Annotated in this window: 18 protein-coding genes and 1 pseudogene; 10 read left to right on the top strand and 9 right to left on the bottom strand. The window is 71.5% G+C overall.

The window, feature by feature from the left end; translation table 11 throughout:
* Window positions 1-2: 2 nt before the first annotated feature.
* From OOK07_RS14765 to OOK07_RS14745, 5 genes are all read left to right on the top strand, one after another.
* Window positions 3-2,117 carry a GTPase gene (locus OOK07_RS14765; RefSeq protein WP_405672060.1) on the top strand — a complete coding sequence of 705 codons (2,115 nt, stop codon included), beginning with the start codon at window positions 3-5 and terminating at the stop codon, window positions 2,115-2,117.
* A gap of 391 nt (window positions 2,118-2,508) precedes the next feature.
* Window positions 2,509-2,997, top strand: coding sequence for a single-stranded DNA-binding protein (locus OOK07_RS14760; RefSeq protein WP_266680469.1), 489 nt, complete (start codon window positions 2,509-2,511; stop codon window positions 2,995-2,997).
* A 293-nt stretch (window positions 2,998-3,290) separates the two neighbouring features.
* A complete protein-coding gene (locus OOK07_RS14755) occupies window positions 3,291-4,730 on the top strand; it encodes a Cys-Gln thioester bond-forming surface protein (protein ID WP_266680467.1) in 1,440 nt (479 codons plus the stop codon).
* On the top strand, window positions 4,727-4,909 hold the full coding sequence (locus OOK07_RS14750) for a hypothetical protein (protein ID WP_266796864.1): 183 nt from the start codon (window positions 4,727-4,729) through the stop codon (window positions 4,907-4,909). The genes OOK07_RS14755 and OOK07_RS14750 overlap by 4 nt, the downstream gene beginning before the upstream one ends.
* 54 nt (window positions 4,910-4,963) lie before the next feature.
* Window positions 4,964-5,362 carry a hypothetical protein gene (locus OOK07_RS14745; RefSeq protein ID WP_266796862.1) on the top strand — a complete coding sequence of 133 codons (399 nt, stop codon included), beginning with the start codon at window positions 4,964-4,966 and terminating at the stop codon, window positions 5,360-5,362.
* A gap of 83 nt (window positions 5,363-5,445) precedes the next feature.
* On the opposite strand, the gene OOK07_RS14740 is transcribed toward OOK07_RS14745, so the two are convergent.
* Entirely contained in the window at window positions 5,446-5,886 is a 441-nt protein-coding gene (locus tag OOK07_RS14740; RefSeq protein ID WP_266680461.1) for a VOC family protein, read from the bottom strand.
* Window positions 5,887-6,544: 658 nt separating this feature from the next.
* On the opposite strand from OOK07_RS14740, the gene ettA reads away from it, so the two are divergent.
* Genes ettA through OOK07_RS14725 form a run of 3 tightly spaced genes read left to right on the top strand, consistent with a single transcriptional unit; the run spans window position 6,545 to window position 9,303 of the window.
* The gene (gene ettA / locus OOK07_RS14735) at window positions 6,545-8,209 is read left to right on the top strand and encodes an energy-dependent translational throttle protein EttA (RefSeq protein ID WP_266514570.1); all 1,665 of its coding nucleotides are present in this window, start codon (window positions 6,545-6,547) and stop codon (window positions 8,207-8,209) included.
* A gap of 6 nt (window positions 8,210-8,215) precedes the next feature.
* Window positions 8,216-8,629, top strand: a complete 414-nt coding sequence (locus tag OOK07_RS14730) for an acyl-CoA thioesterase (RefSeq protein WP_266796859.1) — start codon at window positions 8,216-8,218, stop codon at window positions 8,627-8,629.
* Complete coding sequence (locus OOK07_RS14725) at window positions 8,626-9,303, top strand: DUF8010 domain-containing protein (RefSeq protein ID WP_266796858.1); 678 nt, start codon at window positions 8,626-8,628, stop codon at window positions 9,301-9,303. The genes OOK07_RS14730 and OOK07_RS14725 overlap by 4 nt, the downstream gene beginning before the upstream one ends.
* Window positions 9,304-9,317: 14 nt before the next feature.
* On the opposite strand, the pseudogene OOK07_RS14720 reads toward OOK07_RS14725, so the two are convergent.
* Together OOK07_RS14720 and OOK07_RS14715 are read right to left on the bottom strand one after the other, a co-directional pair.
* Window positions 9,318-9,932, bottom strand: a pseudogene (locus OOK07_RS14720) (ABC transporter permease); the annotation flags it as partial.
* 150 nt (window positions 9,933-10,082) lie between these two features.
* Complete coding sequence (locus OOK07_RS14715; RefSeq protein WP_266680455.1) at window positions 10,083-10,487, bottom strand: globin; 405 nt, start codon at window positions 10,485-10,487, stop codon at window positions 10,083-10,085.
* Window positions 10,488-10,624: 137 nt separating this feature from the next.
* On the opposite strand from OOK07_RS14715, the gene OOK07_RS14710 reads away from it, so the two are divergent.
* Complete coding sequence (locus OOK07_RS14710; protein WP_266796857.1) at window positions 10,625-11,635, top strand: methyltransferase domain-containing protein; 1,011 nt, start codon at window positions 10,625-10,627, stop codon at window positions 11,633-11,635.
* Between the two features lie 97 nt (window positions 11,636-11,732).
* Here the strand turns inward: OOK07_RS14710 and OOK07_RS14705 are convergent, their stop codons facing one another.
* The 4 genes from OOK07_RS14705 to OOK07_RS14690 form a co-directional block, all read right to left on the bottom strand.
* Window positions 11,733-13,172 (bottom strand): FHA domain-containing protein, encoded by a 1,440-nt coding sequence (locus tag OOK07_RS14705; RefSeq protein ID WP_266796856.1) that lies wholly within the window; start codon window positions 13,170-13,172, stop codon window positions 11,733-11,735.
* Between the two features lie 81 nt (window positions 13,173-13,253).
* Complete coding sequence (locus OOK07_RS14700) at window positions 13,254-14,600, bottom strand: vWA domain-containing protein (RefSeq protein ID WP_266680449.1); 1,347 nt, start codon at window positions 14,598-14,600, stop codon at window positions 13,254-13,256.
* 106 nt (window positions 14,601-14,706) lie between these two features.
* The gene (locus OOK07_RS14695; RefSeq protein ID WP_266796854.1) at window positions 14,707-16,047 is read right to left on the bottom strand and encodes a PP2C family protein-serine/threonine phosphatase; all 1,341 of its coding nucleotides are present in this window, start codon (window positions 16,045-16,047) and stop codon (window positions 14,707-14,709) included.
* Window positions 16,048-18,261, bottom strand: a complete 2,214-nt coding sequence (locus tag OOK07_RS14690) for a tetratricopeptide repeat protein (RefSeq protein WP_524540317.1) — start codon at window positions 18,259-18,261, stop codon at window positions 16,048-16,050.
* A 10-nt stretch (window positions 18,262-18,271) separates the two neighbouring features.
* Between OOK07_RS14690 and OOK07_RS43670 the strand changes: the two genes are divergently transcribed.
* Window positions 18,272-18,520: a hypothetical protein gene (locus OOK07_RS43670; RefSeq protein WP_524540316.1), complete on the top strand. Its 249-nt coding sequence runs from the start codon at window positions 18,272-18,274 to the stop codon at window positions 18,518-18,520.
* A gap of 72 nt (window positions 18,521-18,592) precedes the next feature.
* On the opposite strand, the gene OOK07_RS14685 is transcribed toward OOK07_RS43670, so the two are convergent.
* Complete coding sequence (locus tag OOK07_RS14685; protein ID WP_266680443.1) at window positions 18,593-19,924, bottom strand: hypothetical protein; 1,332 nt, start codon at window positions 19,922-19,924, stop codon at window positions 18,593-18,595.
* 57 nt (window positions 19,925-19,981) lie between these two features.
* The gene (locus OOK07_RS14680) at window positions 19,982-21,037 is read right to left on the bottom strand and encodes a glutamate ABC transporter substrate-binding protein (protein WP_266680441.1); all 1,056 of its coding nucleotides are present in this window, start codon (window positions 21,035-21,037) and stop codon (window positions 19,982-19,984) included.
* Between the last annotated feature and the right edge of the window lie 6 nt (window positions 21,038-21,043).

Genomic DNA, 21,043 nt, shown 5'->3' with positions numbered 1-21,043 from the left:
CGGTGACTGCCGTCACTGACCAGGACCACACGGACCATACGGATCGCAAGGACGATACGGGTCGCAATGACGATACGGATCGCAGGGACGATACGGATCGCCGGGAACACGCCGATCATGCGGAACGCGCCGATCATGCGAGTGAACAGGGCGCCGGGGGTGGGCGTCCCGAAGAGCGCCTCCCCGAAGGGGGCACTTCCGGAAAGGGCGGGAAGGGCCGTACGGGCGGGAAAGGTGGGCAGGGGCTGCCCGCGGAGGGGGAGGCTGTGGGTGGCGGCTCGGGCACGGCCGGCACACACGTGAACGACGACCACGCGCGCGTGGCGGGCGGTGACGCCACCAGTCGTACGGACAGCGGCTCGGACGGTCGTACGGACAACCGCTCGGGCACTCGTACGGACCCCGCGGGTGCCTGGGACGACGGGCTGATCGCGCGACGTGTGACCGAAGAGGGCACAGGCGCCGAGCAGGTCGTAGTGGTGGAGACCCGCGCGCACAGTGCCCAGAGCGTGGGCCCGCTCGCCTACGACGCCCCCCTGCGGTCGCGGCTGGAGGCGCTGCGGGAACTCGTCGGACTCTCGCGCGCTCGGCTCGACAGCCGGACTCTCGCCGAGGCCGGCCGGGTGCTCGACGAGGCCGCGGCGCGGCGCAGGCTCTCCGGACAGCACACCGTCGTCGCCATCGCGGGCGCGACGGGCAGCGGAAAGTCGCAGCTGTTCAACGCGCTGGCCGGGGTGCCCATTTCGGAGACCGGCGTGCGGCGGCCCACCACGGCGACGCCCATCGCGTGCAGTTGGAGCGACGGCGCGGCCAGCCTCATCGAGCGACTCGGCATTCCGCCCCGGCTGCGCCGGCGCCCGTTGCAGAACGCGGACGCCGAGGCGCAGTTGCGCGGGCTCGTCCTGGTCGACCTGCCCGACCACGACTCGGCGGCCGTACAGCACCGCGAGCAGGTGGACCGCGTCCTGGCCCTCGTCGACGCCGTCATCTGGGTCGTCGATCCCGAGAAGTACGCGGATGCCATGCTCCACGAGCGCTATCTGCGGCCCATGGCGGGGCACGCGGAGGTCATGTTCGTCGTCCTGAACCAGACCGACCGGCTGCCCGGCGAGGCCACCGACCAGGTCCTCGACGACCTTCGGCGGCTGCTCGACGAGGACGGGATCGCGCTGGGCGAGTACGGCGAACCCGGTGCCACCGTGCTCGCACTGTCCGCGCTCACCGGAGACGGCATCGGTGAACTGCGCGAGGCGCTCGGCCAGTTCGTGGCGGAGCGCGGGGCTCCAGCGCGCCGGATCTCGGCGGATCTGGACAGTGCGGCGGCGGGGCTCAGGCCCGTTTACACCACGCGGCGGCGCACCGGTCTGAGCGAGGAGGCGCGCGATGAGTTCGCCGCCCGGCTCGCGGACGCGGTGGGGGCCTCCGCCGCGGGCGAGGCCGCCGAACGCGCGTGGGTGCGCAACGCCAACCGGGCGTGCGGGACCCCCTGGCTGCGGTTGTGGCGGTGGTACCAGGACCGGTACGAACCGGCCACGGGGCGGCTGCCGTTGCGCTCCCAGACGGACGAGGAGGCCACGGCGCGCCAACGCGTCGAGCAGGCCGTACGGACGCTGGCCGACCGGGCCTCCACCGGGCTGCCCGCGCCGTGGGCGCAGGCGGTGCGCGAGGCGGCCGCACGCGGCTCCCAGGGGCTGCCCGAGGCGCTCGACGACCTGGCAGCACGGGCAGGTCTGCCGCCGGGCAAGCCGCCGCGACCGGGCTGGTGGCCCGTGGCCGTGCTGGCCCAGGCCGCCATGACGCTTCTTCAAATCGTAGGCGGGCTCTGGCTGTTGGGGCAGATCATCGGGTTCATGGTGCCGAACCTGGGGGTGCCGGTGCTGTTGATGCTGACCGGAATCGTCGGCGGCCCGCTCGTCGAGTGGAGCTGCCGGATGGCCGCACGCGGGCCGGCCCGGCGCTACGGCACCGATGCGGAGCGGCGACTGCGGGAGGCGGCCGCCGGGTGCGGAAGGGCCCGGGTACTGGATCCGGTGGCGGCGGAGCTGCTGCGGTACCGGGAGGTCCGGGAGCAGTACGGGCGGGTTACGGGAGCTGGGGCGGGGACCGTGACTCGGTGACTCGGTGACTCGGTGACTCGGTGACTCGGTGACTCGGTGACTCGGGGCCTGGGGGCCTCGGCGGAGGGTACCCCGGCGGCCCGGTGCGGGACGGGCGGGCCCCGGAGCGGGGACTGGTTCCTGGGACGCGGCGGTGATTATCGGAGTGTGAGGGCGAGGCCCTCGGTGGGTGATCACTCGTCAGGGGCGTCCTGAGGCCGCTCGTCCGGGTGACGGAGTTTTCCACAGGTGGAGGGCGGTCCACAGGGCTCAGCGGGCTCGGCCCGGCGGAGGCAGTCTGGTTGTGCGGCGGTCGCGAGGGACGCGGTCGCAGCGGCAGACGCAGCTGCACGGGACGGGCCCGTCGGCATGTCCGTCCGGCCTCGGCGGCCGGGCGAGGGAGGGGTTCGTGATGAACGAGACGACCATCTGTGCCGTGGGGAACGTGGCGACGCAGCCTGTGTTCCGGGAGCTGGCGTCGGGGCCTTCGGCGCGGTTCCGGCTGGCGGTGACCACGCGCTATCTGGACCGGGAGAAGAACGAGTGGACCGACGGCCATACCAACTTCTTCACGGTGTGGGCGAACCGCCATCTGGCCCTGAACGTGACGTCGTCACTCAACGTGGGCGACCCCGTCATCGTCCAGGGCAGGCTCAAGGTCCGTTCGGAGACGCGCGAGGGGCAGAGCCGGACCTCGGCGGATCTCGACGCGGTGTCGATCGGCCACGACCTGTCGCGGGGGACGTCGGCCTTCCGGCGAACTGGCAGGCCGGAGACGGGAATGGGGACGGGGACGACAGCCACGGCACAGCATCATCCAGAGCCCAACTGGGAGACGCAGCCAGGGGACTCCGGGGCGGCACCGGCCCAACGTGAGGCGGTAGCCGCTGCAATGACGTGATGTCAGGTGTCAGATGGCGATACCAGATACCAGATGTCAGAGGGTGTCCTGAGCTGACCGTACTGCGGCTTATCGGTGAATGCGTTCCGCGCGAACCGGTGGATTTGTCGATAAGCCCTGCTCACAGGCCGTCTCGGCGATAACAATTCCGAGTCGGATCGCTTGTCCGAGAGCATGACCGGCAAGCGTGGGTGCGCCGCCTCCTTAGGATGCCGGGCATAGCTCTCGGGGCTTCTGATTCTGCTGGTGGGACCACACCCCCACATCAATGGGTCCTGCTCGAAGGGGATTTGGTGTTTTCTTCTTTCTCCGCGCTGTCCGTGAGCAAGCGAGGCGCCGCCCGCCTCGCCGCTGCGACGTTGGTGTCCGGTCTCGTGGCGGCGGGCGTGCTCGCCGGAGCCGGTGCGGCCACCGCAGAGGAGACGGCACAGAGCCAGGGCGGGGCAACCGCCACCATAGGCGGCCTCAAGACCTACGGCGCGGCCGTGATCCACGAAGACACCGGCGACCAACAGGTCTCGGCTGGCCTGTTCGAGATGTCCGTCGACGGGGGCGGCACCCTGCAGACGTACTGCGTCGACATCCAGCACCCCACGCAGCGGGACGCCAAGTACCAGGAGACCGCCTGGAGCGGGACCTCGCTGGGTACGAACAAGGACGCCGGCAAGATCCGTTGGATCCTGCAGAACTCCTATCCGCAGGTCAACGACCTCGCGGCGCTCGCAGCGAAGGCCGGCGTCCAGGGCGGCCTGACCGAACAGGACGCGGCGGCCGGCACCCAGGTGGCCATCTGGCGCTACTCGGACGCGGCCGACGTGGACGCGGTCGACCCGCAGGCCGAGAAGCTCGCCGACTATCTCCACAAGAGCGCCGCGGACCTGGCGGAGCCCCAGGCGTCGCTGACGCTCGACCCGCCCGCGGTCTCCGGCCGGCCCGGCGAACTGCTCGGCCCGGTGACCGTGCACACCAACGCGACGGGCGTGGCTGTCACGCCGCCGGCGGACGCGGCGACCAGCGGGGTGCGGATCGTCGGAAAGGACGGCAAGCCGCTCACATCCGCGGTGAACGGCAGTCAGATCTTCTTCGACGTTCCCGAGGATGCCGCCGGGGGCACCGCCGACGCGTCGGGCAGCGGGGGAGGTTCGGCCGAGATCACCGTGCAGGCCTCGACCACCGTGCCGGTGGGCCGAGCCTTCGCCTCCGAGACCCGCAGCCAGACGCAGATCCTGGCCGGGTCCAGCGAGTCGACGGTCTCGGCGCAGGCCGGCGCGACCTGGGCCGAGAAGGGGCCGATACCAGCGCTGTCCGCGGCGAAGAACTGCGCGAAGGGCGGCGTTGACATCACCGCCGCCAACCAGGGCGACGAGGCGTTCACCTTCGAGCTGATGGGGAGCGAGTACGGCATCCCCGCGGGCCAGTCCCGCACGGTGACGATCCCGCTGCAGGAAGACCAGGTCTACGACTTCACGATCAAGGCGCCGGGCGGACTCGCGAAGCGGTTCACCGGCATTCTCGACTGCAGGACACAGGGCAGCGCGAGTGGCGACGCGACCCAGATCCTCAGTGAACCCAGCCCCGCATCGGTGGGCGGCACGGCGGACGACACCAACCTCGCCGCGACCGGCGGCTCCAGCGCGACCCCGCTGATCGTGGGCGTCGCCATCGCGCTCGTCGTGATCGGAGGCGCGGCACTGGTGCTCGTAGGAAAGAAGGAGGCGCCGACGCAGGAGTGAGCCTGCGTCGCCTGATGGGCCGTCAGGCCCGCAACGCCCGCTGGTGGCACGGATACCTCGGCCGACCCGGGCCGCACGGTGCGGGCGAGGACGAGATCCTCGCCCGTATCGCCTGGTCCAGGCGCGAACGCGACCACACCGTCGCGCACCGCGCCGAGTTCGCCGCGGCCCTGCGCTGAGGCGTCTCGGGGCACTGTCGTGCGAGCCGCCCGTCCGCTGGGCAGGATGGCCTCATGACCGAGCCCCCCGCACTGCCCACGCCTCACGCCCCCTCGGGCTCCTTGCTGTCCCTGTGGTCGCAGGACTCGGTGCTGTCGATCGGCTCGGTGGGGTCGGCACTGTCCATCGGCTCCCTCGGCTCGGCGCTGTCCGTCGGGTCGATCGGGAGCGCCCTGTCCGTCGGATCAATCGGCTCGGCGCTCTCACTGCTCTCGGCCGGATCCTGGCTGAGCAAGGGGTCGGTGCTGTCCGCGCAGTCGCAGTGGTCGGTTCTGTCCTGGCGCTCCTCGCGCGCCTTCCGGTCCGTGGGTGCAGTGGGCGCTGTGGGTGTGGCCGCCGGGGCCGTGGGGGTGACCGCGGTGGCAGCCCTGCTGCTGGCCCGGCGGCTTCCCGGGGCGGCTGATGGCCACTGACCGTCACGCCCGCCGCTACCGCGGGGGCTCTGCGGGGTCCGTCTCATGGCGTCCGTTCGGCTGAGCGGTTCGCTTCCTCCTGCTCAGCTCAGTTGCTGGGCCAGTCCGATGATGATGCCCTCCGGGCCGCGGAGGTAGCAGAGCAGATAGACGTCCTCGAACCGGGCGATCTCGCCGACGAGTTCGGCGCCGTGCGGGCGCAGGCGGGCAACGGTGTCCTCGATGTCGTCGACGGCGAACATGACGCGGTGCGTGCCCAGAATGTTGTGCGGCCGGTTGCGCGGCCCGGCGCTGATCACCTCGGGGCTGCGGTACTTCGCCAGCTCCAGCCGGCTGTGACCGTCCGGGGTCCGCATCATCGCGATGTCACAGCGGACGCCGTCGAGTCCGGTGCACTGGTCGGCGAAGGGGCCCTCGACCTCCCCCCTGCCCTCCAGCTCCATACCGAGTTCCACGAAGAACGCGACGGCGGCATCCATGTCCTCGACGACGATGCCGACGTTGTCCATCCGCTGAATCGCCATGCTGGTTTCTCCTTCTTCTTCTTCCTCGTGCGGCCGGTGGTGGCCGCTGATGTCCCTGGGACGGAGCCGGTGGCACGTTCTCGACATCCACAGACCGCCGGACTCCGAAAAATCTAGAGCCAACCGAGGTTCCCTGCGTTGTACGTGCGGCGCCGCTTTCACTTGCGGATCCGCTTGGGAGGTTCATCAGGCTTTGTCGCAATCACTAGAATTGCTTGACACCTCACGATTGACCCGAGAAGGGTGAATCTCGACCAAAGCGACATGCGGGTGGGGACCGCCCGCGGAGGGTGTGCCGATCAGCGGGACCATCGGCATCCTCTCCTCGGAGGTGATCTCTGCGGGGTGCATCTGCTGGAAGGCGCTCTTCAGGGGGCGGTCCGAGTGACCCGTGGCGGGAGGGGTGAGGAGGCCTCTCCCGCCCGCATCCATGGCCGTGGCCCAGCTCTCACGTTGTCCCGCTCGGGCCGTCTCCGGGCCGTGCGAGGTCGCTCGGCAGCGGCCGACGGGGACAACCAGTGACAGGTCGGCTACTGGCGCTCACCGAACGTCCAGGTCGGGGGCCCTCGGCCATATGGGTTTCCCCCGGAGGGTGGACGTCAGGCAAGATGGGGTGTATCTGCCCACTGCCAGAATTCAAGCTGCCGGACGGTTTCTCTTGGCTGAGTACATCTACACCATGCGCAAGACGCGTAAGGCGCACGGCGACAAGGTGATCCTTGACGACGTGACGCTGAGCTTCCTGCCCGGCGCGAAGATCGGTGTGGTCGGTCCGAACGGTGCCGGTAAGTCCACCGTTCTCAAGATCATGGCCGGGCTTGAGCAGCCGTCCAACGGTGACGCCTTCCTGTCGCCCGGCTACTCCGTGGGCATGCTCCTGCAGGAGCCGCCCCTGGACGAGTCCAAGACGGTGCTGGAGAACGTGCAGGACGGCGCCGCCGAGATCATGGGCAAGCTCAAGCGCTTCAACGAGGTCGCCGAACTCATGGCGACCGACTACTCGGACGCGCTCATGGAGGAGATGGGCAAGCTCCAGGACGACCTGGACCACGCCAACGCGTGGGACCTGGACACCCAGCTTGAGCAGGCCATGGACGCCCTGGGCTGCCCGCCCGGCGACTGGCCCGTCACCAACCTCTCCGGTGGTGAGCGGCGTCGCGTCGCGCTCTGCAAGCTGCTCCTGGAAGCCCCCGACCTGCTGCTGCTCGACGAGCCCACCAACCACCTGGACGCCGAGTCCGTGCAGTGGCTGGAGCAGCACCTGGCGAAGTACGCGGGCACCGTCGTCGCCGTCACCCACGACCGGTACTTCCTGGACAACGTCGCCGAGTGGATCCTCGAGCTGGACCGCGGCCGTGCCCACCCGTACGAGGGCAACTACTCCACGTACCTCGACAAGAAGGCCTCCCGCCTCAAGGTCGAGGGGCAGAAGGACGCCAAGCGCGCGAAGAGGCTCAAGGAAGAGCTCGACTGGGTCCGCTCCAACGCCAAGGGCCGGCAGGCCAAGTCGAAGGCGCGTCTGTCCCGCTACGAGGAGATGGCCGCCGAGGCGGACAAGATGCGGAAGCTGGACTTCGAGGAGATCCAGATCCCGCCGGGCCCCCGGCTGGGCAGCGTGGTCGTCGAGGTCAACAACCTCAGCAAGGCCTTCGGGGACAAGGTCCTCATCGATGATCTGAGCTTCACGCTGCCGCGTAACGGCATCGTCGGTGTCATCGGCCCGAACGGCGCCGGCAAGACCACCCTCTTCAAGATGATCCAGGGGCTGGAGACACCCGACTCCGGTTCGATCAAGGTCGGCGAGACCGTCAAGATCTCGTACGTCGACCAGAGCCGCGAGAACATCGACCCGAAGAAGTCGCTGTGGGCCGTCGTGAGTGACGAGCTCGACTACATCAATGTCGGCCAGGTCGAGATGCCGAGCCGTGCCTATGTCTCGGCCTTCGGTTTCAAGGGTCCCGACCAGCAGAAGCCGGCCGGAGTCCTCTCCGGTGGTGAGCGCAACCGCCTCAACCTGGCGCTCACCCTCAAGCAGGGCGGCAACCTGCTGCTCCTCGACGAGCCGACGAACGACCTCGACGTCGAGACCCTGTCCTCGCTGGAGAACGCGCTGCTCGAGTTCCCGGGCGCGGCGGTGGTCGTCTCCCACGACCGGTGGTTCCTGGACCGCGTCGCCACGCACATCCTCGCCTACGAGGGTGACTCCAAGTGGTTCTGGTTCGAGGGCAACTTCGAGTCGTACGAGAAGAACAAGGTCGAGCGGCTGGGGCCGGACGCCGCGCGTCCGCACCGTGCCACGTACAAGAAGCTGACCCGGGGCTGATCGATCTTGCGCCACATCTACCGTTGCCCCCTGCGCTGGTCGGACATGGACGCGTACGGCCACGTCAACAACGCGGTCTTCATCCGCTACCTGGAAGAAGCCCGTATCGACTTCCTCTTCCGCCCGGAGAAGGACTTCAAGCAGGGGTCCGTGGTGGCGCGCCATGAGATCGACTACAAGCGGCAGTTGGTCCACCGGCACCACCCCGTGGACATCGAACTGTGGATCACCGAGATCAGGGCGGCGTCCTTCACCATCACCTGCGAGGTGAAGGACGACGACCTGGTCTATGTACGGGCGTGCACGGTGGTCGTGCCGTTCGACTTCGAGGCGCAGCGTCCGCGCAGGATCACCTCGGATGAGCGGGAGTTCCTGGAGGGGTACCGGGACGAGGCCGAGGAGGAGGCCGTCGCCGCATGACGGTGCTCCACCTTGCTGACGAGGGGGAGGCGGCGGATCTCGCGGCCTTCCTCTCCCGGCTGATCCACTACGACCGTTCGGCGGCGGTGCGGCTGCAGGCGGCCGGTACCGCGCTCGCCGTCTTCGGGCGGCCGCCGTCCTTCGAGGTGCTGGCGATCCGGGCGGTCCGGCTCGCCAAGCCGTACGAGGACGGGCTGGACGTCACGCTCGATGTGACCGTGTCCGCCGGTGAACTCCTGGAGTCGGTCGACGAGTCGGCCGCCACGGCAGCTGTGCCGGCCGCGGTGACCGGTCCGCCGTGGGCCGGGGTGCTGCCGCCGCGCGGTGGCTGGCGTGCCGAACCGGGGCTCCCGGCGCCGGACGCCCTGCGGGCGATGGTCGGCGCGGCGGTCGCTGAATTCCGGTCCCGTACGCAGGAGTTGGCGCCGGAGCAGCGTACGCGGGCCGAACTCGACCGTATCGGAGGGGAGATCTGGTCCCGGGCTGTCGGCGACACCGGTCTCCCGGTGCGGGCCGCGCACGCGGCACAGTCGCTCGGCTTCCTGCGGTCCCCTCACGGTGCGGAGGGGCAGGCGTTGTTCTCGTCGGGTGCGTGGCTGCGGCTGCGCACGCCGTTCGGGTCGATCGCCGTACGACGGGCGGGACTTGGGGCACTGAACGTCAGCGTCCGCTGAGCTTCGGCGTCTGCGTCCAGCCGACAGTAGGGCGCGTCCGCCTGCGCGGGCCGGTACAGACCGGTGAGCGGGACGTGCGCCTTCGGGCCGCCGAGCCGGTCGGTGACGGTGAGGCGGGCGCCGGGTCCCAGGCCGAGGCGCTGGGCGGCGGTCTGCGGCAGGGCCGCCTCGACTGCGGTGCCGGAGCCCTCGCGGGGTGCTCGTCCCGACTCGACCCGCACCTGCGTCGGGTCCAGCGCCGCGACATGCGTCAGATCAGGGTCCCCGGACCGCTCGGCCGGCGACTGCAACGAACGCGGCAGTCCGTACGGGCCCGAGCGCACCCAGGTCCGCACGGTCACCGGCAGCCCGTCGAACGTCCGCCGCGCGCCCTCCCGTACGGTCCTGCCGGCTGCCGCGCGCCGGTGGGCCGGCTCGTCCGCCTTGACGATCAGCGCGGCGCCGGCGGCGTTCTGCGGGCTCCGCAGGGAGTGGCGCAGAGACGCGTCGCCGATCGCGCCCGAGTAGGCGGCGAACGTGGCCAGGACGGCGGTGGTCAGCAGGACGGTGAGCAGCGCCGCGGCGAGCAGGAAGCGGTGCGCACGGGCACGTGACAGGACGAACCGGCCCACGGCACCCAGCGCCGTCACGCCAACCCCTGTGGCGGCCCGGACTCCGGGCGATGTTGCCAGAGGGGGCGGGTCACGGGTAAGCGCTTGTGCCCACGGCCTGACCGGATCGTGACCGGATTTCGGCGGCTTACGACCAGAATCCGCACATCATGCGGGCGCGGTCAGCGGTCAGTCCGGGGTGTTCACCATCGAGGCGGCGGCGTAGGTCAGGTACTTCCACAGCTGCTGCTCGTGCTCCGCGGAGAGGCCGAGTTCGTCGACGGCGACCCGCATGTGCTTCAGCCAGGCGTCGTGCGCCTCGCGGTTCACGGTGAAGGGGACGTGGCGCATCCGCAGACGGGGGTGGCCGCGGTTGTCGCTGTACGTCGTCGGGCCGCCCCAGTACTGGATCAGGAACAGCGTGAGGCGCTCCTCGGCCGGGCCGAGGTCCTCCTCGGGGTACATGGGCTTGAGGATCGGGTCCTCGGCCACACCCTCGTAGAAACGGTGGACGAGGCGGCGGAAGGTCTCCTCCCCGCCGACCTGCTCGTAGAAGGTCTGCTCCTGAAGCGTGCCGCGCCGAATCTCATTCACCCGTCCATGCTCTCAGACCGGGTGGACCAGGACTCAAGGCGTAGGACCACTCACGCCCGGCCCGCCGGGAAGGAGCGATTCCGGATCGGCCGGCTCCGGTGCTCGCCTCGCGCCCCGTCCCGCAGCACAGTGGACATATGGGCGCGCATGCTCTCGACAAGGACGACAGGGACGACGAGGACGACAGGGACCTCGCCGATCTCGCGGTCTCGGCGCGGGCAGCACTCGTGCGGGAGATCGACGCGAGCGGGGCCTGGGACGACGACCCGGTGTGGCGGGGGGCGTTCGAGGCGGTGCCGCGCCATCTGTTCGTGCCGTACTACTACGTCGGCGTCAAGGGCGGCTATGAGCGGCGCTGGGGCGAGAGTCCCGATCGGCGGACGCGTGAGCGGTGGGTGCGCGGTGCCTACGCCGACGTTCCGCTGGCCACGCGGCTGCGCGACGGCGAGCTGGTCTCCTCCAGCAGCCAGCCGTCGCTGATGGCGAAGATGCTGGCCGAGCTGAGGGTCGAGGACGGCGACAGGGTGCTGGAGGTCGGCGCCGGCACCGGCTACAACGCGGCCCTGCTGGCGCACCGGCTCAGCGACGACGACCTGGTCACCACCGTCGATCTGGAGCCGGAGATCACCGAGTCGGCGCGCAGGCACCTGGCCGCCGCCGGACACCACCCGGCCGTCGTCACCGGCGACGGCGCCCGGGGAGTCCCCGCACGCGCCCCCTTCGACCGGATCATCGCGACCTGCACCCTGGCCTCGGTCCCGCCCGCCTGGCTCGCCCAGTGCAACCCCGGCGCCCGCATCCTGGCGCCCCTGGCCACCGGCCTGATCGCCCTGACGGTCCGGGGCCCCGGGCACGGGGAGGGCCGTTTCCTCCACACAGCCGCCTACTTCGTGCCGTTGCGCGGCGAGAGCCGCCCCGAACCGGAACCTTCACACCTCGATGCGATTCCACGCCGGGCCAGGGAGCACGAACTGTTCCGGTTCCTGCTCGCCCTGACCCGCGGCAGCCTCGACCCCCAGGAGGCGTACGAGCTGTGGGAGCGCGAGGACCAGCCGCAACGCGAGCGCTACGGCATCACGGTCGCCGGGGACCGTGAGTGGGCGTGGCTGGACGATCCGGAGGGCCCGTACACCTGGCCCCTCCGGTGAAGCCGACGGTTCGGTAGGGCCCCGAAGGGGCGCAGGGAACCGCGCGACCGGCCACGACGGTGCCGCAGCCGGACAACGGCCGCCGCAGGCGTGGCGTCTAGCCCCTGCGGATCGTGATCGTCGTCCAGGCGCCCACGTGCACCCGGTCGCCGTCCTGCAGCGGTACCGGCACGAAGGGCTGGATGGGCTCCTCGGAGCCGTTGACCGTGGTGCCGTTCGTCGAGTTCTGGTCGACGACCGCCCAGCTGCCGTCCGGCTGCTGGACCAGCACCGCGTGCTGGTGCGAGACGCCCGGGTCCTCCGGCGGCACCGCCAGATCGATGTCGGGGGACTCGCCGGTGGAGTGCCGGCGGCGGCCGATGGTGATCTGGTTGCCGCTGAGGGTGCGCTGCTGCTCGGGCGAGTACGCGGGCAGGTTGAGACCCGCGGCCTCGGGGCCGGAGCGCTGCATCATCGCCATGAAGTACTCGCGGTCCGGACCGATGGTGGCGATCCAGGTGGCGGGGCCGGCGGGCTGCTGCGGGTAGCCCTGGCCGGGCGGGGGCGGGGCCTGGGCGGAGCCGGGCTGCGGATAGCCGTAGCCACCGCCCTGGCCGGGACCGCCCGGACCGCCGGGACCGCCCGGACCGCCGGGAGCACCCTGGCCACCGGGGCCGCCCGGGCCACCGGACGGCGGGGAGATCACCCAGTCGTCGTCACCGCCGAAGCCGGAGGGTCCGCCGGGCTGCGGCGGCCGGCCCGTCTCCTGCGGGTAGGCGGGCGGGGCCGGCGGACCGGGCTGCTGGAACGCCTGCGGGGCACCACCGGGACCACCAGGGCCGGGACCACCGTGACCGCCGTGACCGGGACCCTGGGGTTCGCCGTACCCTCCGGGGCCGCCGTAGCCTCCCGGGCCACCGGGAGCGGTGGTCGGTGTCGGTCCGGGCGGCGGCGGGACCGGGCGGGACGGGTCGCCGCCGAAGCCGGAGGGGCCGCCGGGGCGCGGGTCGTTGCCGTACGGGCCGCCGGGACGTGGGTCGTTGCCGTACGGGCCGCCGGGGCGCGGGTCGTCGCCGAACCCGGCGGGGCCGGACGGCTCGCTGCCGAAGGGCGGGATCGGCTCGGCGGGACGGTTCATCCGGGACGGGCGCGAGCCCTGGTACTCGTACGAGTCACCGCCGCCGTACGACGGTCCCGGAGGCGGCTGCTGCTGGAAGTGCACGGCAGGGCCGGGCGCCGGCGGGCGCGGGGCGGCCGGGGTGTACGAGGTCGCCGTGTTCGTCAGGAAGTTCCACCGGCACTCCTCGCAGAACGGCGCGCCGCCCTCGCGGGGCGTACGGCACTGCGGGCAGAGCTCCGGCTCGTGGTCGGGCACGGCGGACAGGTGCGGACGGCCGCCGGGCTGGCCGGGCTGGCCCGGGCCGGGCGGGGGGAAGCCGTAGCCACCGCCGGGCGGGGGTGGCGGAGGGGGCGGGGGTACGGCACCGGCCATGCGGTGACCGCAGACCTCGCACCAGTCGTCGGAACCCGACTGGTGTCCGTTCGGGCAGGTCGGCATGTCGGCGCTTCCCCCTCTCCTGTTCCGGCCCGCGGGCCGGGTTTCTCCAACCCCAGGGGGCCGGGCTCGCGGCTTGCTATGTCACTTCTTTACACGAACAGTCTTTGTGGACCGGGTCTCGAGGGTCATCTCGTCGGCCTCCTCGACCTTCGCCTTCAGTCGCACAGTACCTGTCGAGGCATCGACCACGTCCACCACCTTCGCAAGCAGTTTCGCAGTATCCGCGTTTCCGGAGGCACTCGCGAGCTGAACGGCCCGGCCCAGTTTGGCCGTTGCTCCGTCGAAATCGCCCGCTTTGCGAAGATCCAGCCCTTGTTGGATGGCCTGTGCCAGTTCGGCCTGGCCCGTGTAGTGGGCGACCTGGGGGTTGATCGACGTCGAAGCCGCCATGTCGTCGGTCCACACGGCCCTCACCAGGCCCTGGGCGCCGAGGTTCTGGGCGCCGCCGTCGGGCTGCGGGACGACGAGCGAGACCCGGGCGGCGAGCATCTCCTGGCCGACGTTGGCGGCCGGAACCTCGACGCAGACGTGGTAGTCGCGGGACTCGTCTCCCCAGGAGCCGGTGGGGTAGTCCCCGGCGCGCGGGCCGGCCTCGGTGCGGCGGTCGGTCAACTCCTCGACGGTGGGCGCGACTTGCTTGACGAACTTGATGGCGGTGCCGACCGGCGTCCACAGCCTGAGGGCGACGTCGGCGACCTCCTTGCCCATGGCCGTCTCCATCATCTGCGTGAAGTCGGCGGCGAGGCCGGCCGGGTCGGCGACGATGTCGGCGGTGCCGAGGAGGGCGGAGGCGATTCCTGTGACTTCTTTCACTTCCCAGTCGGTGCCCACGCCCCGTGCGTCACAGGTGAACCGTCCGGCACAGGAGTCCAGGGCGGCCCTGAGGTCCTCGGGCGACTCGTGCTCGTTGCGGCCGTCGGTGAGCAGGATGCCGTGCCGGATGGCGACGTCGGCGGACGAGAGCAGACGGTCGGCGAGGCGCAGCCAGGTGCCGATGGCCGTGCCGCCGCCCGCGCTGAGCTTGCGCAGGGCCTGCTTGGCCTGGTCGCGGGTGGTGGCGTCGGCGACCGCGAGGCGCCCGCCGCCCGGATAGACCTCCTTGGCGACGTGCGTGCCGCCGATCACCGCGAAGTGCACTCCGTCGCGCAGGGTGTCGACGGCGGCGGCCGTCGCGTCGCGGGCGTTGCGCATCTTGGCCGGCGGGTAGTCCATCGAGCCGGAGCAGTCGACCATGATCGCCACCGCCGCCGACGGGCCCCGCCCCGGCGCGTATAGGTGGGGCGCGGCGACCGCGCTGCCGACCGTGCCGCCCCCGGTGGCGGTCACCGTGACGATCGCGTTGACCTCACGGCCGGCCTCCGGCAGGTACTCGTTCTGGTACACGTCCATCGAGAACTGCGGCACGTTGGACTTCGAGAAATTGGCCATGCCTACTCAAATCCCCCTTGAAAACCTCACAGGTGCGAGGCGATACCTGGATGCGGACCGGTCCCCTCCGGTCCGCCGGAACCCCGTGGTGCTCTATGGGCCCGCCTCAGTCCGATCCTGCCCCCTGAGACACGGCGGGGAACGGCACGACGGCCACTGTTACGTTGTCGTGGCCCCCGCCGTCCAGGGCGTGACCGACCAGCACGCGGGCGCTGTGCAGCGGACGTACCGCGGCATCCAGCGGCACGACCTCGGCCAGCTCCCCGGCCGCCTCCGCGTAGTTCCACAGCCCGTCCGTGCACACCACCACCACGCCGGGCCGGTCCGGCTTGAAGGAAGCGGTGTGCGGCTCCAGCTCGTAGGCGTCCGCGCCCAGCCAGCCCGTGATCGCGTGGGCGCGCTCGTCGGCGTACGCCTCGGCCTCGCTCATCAGGCCCGCGGAGACCATCTGCGCGGCCCATGAGTCGTCCTCGGTGAGCCGGGCCGGGGGCGAGGCGCGGTCCACCGGGATCCAGTAGGCGCGGCTGTCGCCGACCCAGCCGACGACCAGCAGCCCCGCCGTGACGACGGCACCGACGATCGTGCACGCGGGCGCGTTCTGGTGCGGGCTGTGCTCGCGGGCGGTGGCGGGCTCGGCGGCCAGGACGTTCACCGCGTGCGAGGCGGCGACGATCGCGTCGTGCATGGCCTGCTGCGGGTGCGTGCCGCGGGGCAGCGCGGCCGACAGGGACTCGCTCGCGGCGCGGGCCGCGGCGAGTGAGGCGTCGTCGGGGCGGGTCGCCGAGGAGACGCCGTCGCAGACGACGGCCAGGGACACGGGGGAGCCGTCGGGCAGCGCGGTGTGGCCGAGGCCGAACGCGTCCTCGTTGCGGTGGTGGCGCAGGCCGCGGTCACTGACGGCGGCCAGCGGGCCGCACTCCTGCTCCATGTGATCGCGCTCCCGGGGCTGTGCGTGCCCGCAGTTCTCGCAGTAGCCGTCGCTGTCGACACGGCCGGCGCGGCAGGCCACACACATCTTGGCCTCCTCGGCGGAGGCCGCGAGGTCGGCGACGCGCGGATCCGGTGCCTGCAGCGGGTATTCGTCGGGCTCCGGCGGCCGGTCGAAGCGCACGCCGGAGGCCGCGGACACCGGCGATCCGGTGGGCGGTGACGGCTCCGGCGGCAGCGGGGAGCCGCCCGAGTCCTGCCCGGGCAGGTCCGTCGGCAGATGTGTTGGCACCGGGGCGCCGGAGCTGCCGGGCCCGGCGGCGAGCGGCCAGGCGCCGGCGCCGTCGCCCGCGGGCGGGGCCGAGCCGTTCAGGGCGACCGTCGGATGGTCGTCCGGCGGTACGGGCACCACGGACAGGTCGTATCCGCACGCACCGCAGAAACGGTCACCCGACTCGAGCGGCCACTCGCAGCTCGGGCAGTTCGACAGGGCGGCCTGCTGGGGCATCTGCGACATCAACTACACCCACGTCCGGGGGCGGTAACGGTTGGCACGTTCCACCAGGTCGATCCTCTCCTCGCCGCCCCGCGCCAGCCGGGCCAGCGTGCGGTACGAGCGCTCCAGGCCGAAGCGGAGTCCCCGCTCGTCCAGGTCACTGCCGAGCAGCACCTGCTGTCCCGCGGGTGCGGAACCCCGGCCCCCGGAGAGTATCCAGTCCAGCGCGCAGCCGAGGACCTCGGCCGACAACTGCTCCCGGCGCGCCGGGTCCAGACCGTACGCGTCCAGCGCCTCGACCTGCCCGGCGGCGGCGGTCAGGTCGCCCAGGAACGGTACGTCGGCGGCACTCGCCGTGCGCCCGCGCAGCCGCGCCCGGACGGCGGCCACCCGCGCGGCCGTGTAGTGGATGGACGACTCCGGCACCGACTCCAGCGTCTGTACGGCGCCGGTGCGGTCCCCGGCCGCGAGCTGGACGCGGGCCAGACCGAACGCGGCGCTCACATAGCTCGGGTCGGTCGACCAGACCAGCCGGTAGTACTCGGCCGCGTTGTCCAGCTGGCCCAGCACCTCCGCGCACAGGCCGAGCGCCAGCTTGGGCGCGGGCTCGCCCGGGAACGCGTCGTAGATCGCGTCGAAGGCGAGCGCGGCCCCCTCGTGGTCGCCGGTCGCCAGTGCGGCCACGCCCCGGTACCAGACGACCCGCCAGTCGTCGGGACGCTCCTCCTCCAGGTTCCGCAGGGCCTCCAGCGCGGTGTACGCGTCGCCGTTCTCCAGCCAGGCGCGGATCTGCCGCAGGCGCGTCTCGACCGACGAGGCCGGCGCCGCGGCGAGCGCCCCCAGCAGCTCGGCCGGCGCGGTCGTCATCAGGCCCGCCAGGAAACCGGCGTTCGGGTCGGAGGGGTCGACTCGGGGGACGGGCAGGGCGAGAGCGGCGACGGGGGAGTTGACCGGCTTGACGATCGCCGGGCTGCCGTTCGCGAAGGCGGGAAGAGCGGGTTGCTGCTGCTTCCCCTTCTGCTTGTTCTGCCTGCCCGCCACCCGTGCCCCGAGCAGCGACACGTCCCCCTCCAGCTTCGGGAACAACTCCGGGTCCGTGACCTTCAGTTCGGGCCCCAGCAGAGTCGACAGCGCGGGCCGGGCCCGCCCCGTCTGCAGCGACACCACCTCGCGCAGCACGCCCGTCAGCTGCTCCGCCATCTCCTGCGCGGAGGCGAACCGGCGGGCCGGGTCCGGGTCGGTGGCCCGGACCAGGAAGCGGTAGAAGGACTCGTACTGCCGGAAGACCTCGATGTTGTCCGGGTCGGGCAGCGAGTCCACGAAGACGTTCGTGTAGCCCTGGAAGTCGAAGGCCAGGACGGCCAGGGTGCGGGCGACCGTGTACAGGTCGGACGCCACCGACGGGCCGACCTCCGCGACCTCCGGCGCCTGGTAGCCCACCGTGCCGTAGATGGCCGACTCCTCGTCGTCCATCCTGCGCACCGCGCCCATGTCGATCAGCTTGAGCTGGTCCTCGGTCTGGATCGCGTTGTCGACCTTGAAGTCGCAGTACAGCAGGTTGCGGCTGTGCAGATGACCGAGCGCCTCCAGGGCCTCGATGCCGTACGCGCACGCCTGCTCCACCGGCAGCGGATCCCGCTTGCCCGTGGACGTACGGCGCGAGTTGGCGATCTCCTTCAGCGACTTGCCGCCGACGTACTCCATGACGATGTAGCCGTCGAGCGAACCGGTGCGCTGGTCGAGGTGCTCCACGAAGTTGTAGATCCGCACGATGTTGGAGTGCTCGATCTCGGCCAGGAAGCGCCGCTCGGAGATCGCCGCCGCCATCGCGTCCTGGTCGCCGGTGTCGAGCAGGCCCTTGAGGACCACCCACCGGTCGGAGACCGCCTTGTCCACGGCGAGGTAGACCCAGCCGAGCCCACCGTGCGCCAGACAGCCCACGACCTCGTACTGGCCGTGCACCACGTCGGAGGCCTTCAGCTTCGGCACGAAGGAGTACGGGTGGCCGCACTTGGTGCAGAAGCCCTCCGTACGACCAGGCCGCTCACCGCGCGCCCGGCCGACCGGCGCCCCGCAGTCGGAGCGCGAGCAGAACCGCTTGCGCTCGGGCACCTCCGGGTTGTCCAGCACCATCGCGCGCGGGTCGGGCCGCGGCACGTCCGGCACCTGCACCAGGCCGACGCCCAGCCGGCCGCGGGCACTGGTGTTCGTGGAGGAACCGGAGCTCCTGACCGACACCGCACGGCCCGTGGAACGGCCCGAAAGGGAACGGGACAGGCGTCCCGACACCGAGCGCCGCGACTTCGACGACTGCGAGGACGTACGCGAGCTGCTACGGCTGCTGCGGCCGCTGGAACGCGAACTGCCGCTGCCCTGCGACCCCCTGCCGCCGCCCGTGATGCCCGTGGCCGGCGAACTCACCATGCCTGTCGGCGACACGACCGGCGCGAGGCCGCAGGTGTCGCAGTACAGCTCGCCGTCGCCCACGTTGTCGTAGGCGCCCTCGCACCCCGGCCGCTGGCAGTTCTGCTGCGCCTGACTCATGACGTCACAGCACCCCCTCTGTCACTCACGCTCCGGGCCCCCTGCGGTCCTCGGGCCCGCTCTGCCCCGGAACGCGCGGGCCGGCCAGCACTTCGGCGGCCGCCTGCTGGAAGCGCAGCACGGCCTGCTCGGCGACGCGCAGATCGCACGGCGCGCTCCACAGCATGCGGCGCGCCGCGTCGTACCGCTCGATCAGGAACGGGTCCTCGGCGTACCCGTGCCGGGCGACCTTCGCCTTGTACGCGTCGAGGCGGCCGCGCAGCTCCGCGCGGACCGCGAGCGGCGCGGTGACCGCGGTCAACGACTCGCGGGCGCGCAGCAGTTCGTCCTCCGCCTTCTCCTCCAGGGACTCCAGGAGCGGGGACAGGCGGTGCCACTGGGCGTGTCTGCGGTACTCGGCGGCCGTCGCCAGCTGCTCCTGCAGCACGGTCGGCGGACCGCTGACCACGGGCACCTCCGTCGCGGCGATCTTCGCGAGGACCTCCCCCCGTGCGCTGCGTGCCTCGGCGAGGGTGCGGTCCGCGCGGCCGAGGACGTCCCGCAGCCGCACCAGCCGCTGTTCCGCGTCCTGCCGGACGGTGAGCACGGCGTCGATCTCCCGGCGCACCTCCTCCAGAGCGCGCGCCTCCCGGTCGTACACCGTGGTGTCCGGCCGGCCACCGCCGGGCGCCGAACTCCCCTGCGCGGGAATCCAGTACGCGAGCGGGTCGGACACCACCTGCTCGCGCAGGGACGTCAGGGTGCGCGTGATCAGCTCCAGGTCGTCCCCGGAGGGGTGCTCGCCGGGGCGTACGCCGACCGAGTGGGCGAGTTTGCGGGTGCGCTGGAGTTCCGCGGCCAGTAAATCGATCCGCGCGGGCAGCGCCGACCAGACCGCGTCTGCGGTGACGACCATGTCCAGGCTCGTCGCGTACAGGTCGTTCATCAGGTCGACGAGGCCGGCCAGGGAGAACCGCCGGCTGAGCTTGCCCGAACCGCCGGTCAGCGTCGGCGCGTTCGCCGTGGCCGTCGTCGAACCCGCGAGCGTCACGGACTCGCCGCGCAGCAGCTCCGTCAGCTCCACCAGGTCCTCACGGCTGGACCAGCGGCGGCGGGAGCGGATCTCCCGGGCCGAGCGCAGCGCGTCCGTGTACGCGTCGAAGTACGCCCACAGCAGCGTGATCGACGTCTCCGCGGCAGCCCAGCGCTCCTTGGTGACGCCGGTGAGCTCCGCGCCCTCCAGGAGTCTGCGGCCCGCGTGGTCCTGGAGGGCGAGGAGCGAGGTCTCGATCGCCTCGTGCTCGGCGCCGAGCCGCGCCAGCGCACGGTCCACCTCGTCCCGGTCCATCACCGGCCCGGCGGGGTCCGTGACGCCCATCGATCACCTCTCGCTGCTGTCGTGGTCCGTGGTGTGGTCTCTGCGTCCGGTGGTCGGTCACTTGTAGTGGGCGGCGGGAGGGGTCGCGGACGCCGACTTCTTGTCGCCCTGGTCCAGGGTGGGGTGCAGCCACTTCTCGTACGAGTCCGCCCAGCCACCGTCCTTGACGTAGTTCTGCAGGGTCCGGTTGACCTGGCGTACCAGATCGTCGGAGTGCAGTTTCATCGCCACGCCGTAGTACTCGTCGGTGAACAGGCCGCCCTTGAGCTCCACCGTCGGGTCCTGCGCGGCCTGGCTCGCGGCGAGCGCGCCGTCCGTGACCACCGCGTCGACCGCGCCGAGCTGCAACTTCACCAGGCAGTCCAGCTGGTTGGGGACCACCGTCTTGATGTCGGTGCCGGCCGGGAGCCTGCCGGCCTTCTGGTCCGACTGCAGACGGTCCAGCGCCGTCGAACTGTCGGCCGAGCAGACCTTCTTGTGGGCGAGCGTGCCGTTGTACCCGGTGATCGTCGAGGTGCGGGGGGCGAGGACCTGCTGGCCGGTTCTGAAGTAGGGCGCGGAGAACGCGACCTGGCTCAGCCGGTCGCAGTTGATCGTCATGGTGCGGACCACCATGTCGACCTCGCCGTTCTGGATCGCGTCGATACGGCGGCTGGTGGGGATCGCCTTGAACGAGACCGCGTCCGCGTCGCCGAGGATGTCCTTGGCGATCCGGTGGACGAGGTCGATGTCGAAGCCCTCCAGCGCGCCGGAGGTGTTGTTCGGGTTGAGGTAGCCCCAGCGGTAGCTGTTGGTGTCGATGCCGACGATCAGACGCCGGTCCTTGCGGGCCTTGATCTTGTCGAGGGTCTGTGTGCCGCCGTCGCCGCCCGACGGGGACAGGCTCCGGTCCTGCGGGTCGTTCAGCGTCTTGCAGTCGTCGGCCTTGATCTGGCTGCCCTGGGCGACGCCCTGAGCGCCGCTGCCCGTGGCGCCGGCCGCTCCGCTCGACTGCGTCAGGGGCAGCAGCAGCGCGAAGGCCAGCGCGAGGGCGCACACGGCCGCCATCGCGCCGACGCCGCCCCAGCCCCGGAGGCCGGCCCGCAGACGTCGCGCCAGACGGTGTGCATGCATCTCCAC

The organism is Streptomyces sp. NBC_00078, from assembly GCF_026343335.1.
Taxonomy (GTDB): domain Bacteria; phylum Actinomycetota; class Actinomycetes; order Streptomycetales; family Streptomycetaceae; genus Streptomyces.
The sequence above is the reverse complement of the archived record's forward strand: the minus strand, read 5'-3'. Positions and strand labels throughout refer to the sequence as shown.